This window comes from Paraburkholderia sp. SIMBA_053 (assembly GCF_046534895.1).
GTDB lineage: Bacteria > Pseudomonadota > Gammaproteobacteria > Burkholderiales > Burkholderiaceae > Paraburkholderia > Paraburkholderia caledonica.
The window spans coordinates 1-248 of sequence record NZ_JAWRXU010001338.1 but is presented as its reverse complement, the minus strand read 5'-3'; the positions used below and the strand labels follow the sequence as shown (position 1 = coordinate 248).

Sequence of the window (248 nt, the reverse complement as noted above, 5' to 3'; positions counted from 1 at the left end):
GTACTAAATGACTGTTACGAATGAATTTGTTGACCGTTTTGTTTATTTTCTTTTCCACTTTTGCAATCCGTTTGAATAAAACCTTATATTCTTTCATTTGGTAAAGGGTTTGACATTTTAAAATTTCTATTAATGTTTTCATTTCCTTAGTAGCAATCACGCTCTTTAAATCATCTAAATCATCATAAAAATTATAAGGATCATATTTAGGCTCATCTTCATCCTTTTCTCTACAGTGTTCATAAATA

The 248-nt window shown here is 27.8% G+C and carries 1 protein-coding gene; it reads right to left on the bottom strand.

The window, feature by feature from the left end; translation table 11 throughout:
- On the bottom strand, positions 1 to 248 hold a 248-nt coding region (locus SB753_RS39965; RefSeq protein ID WP_410805534.1), incomplete at both ends, for a hypothetical protein.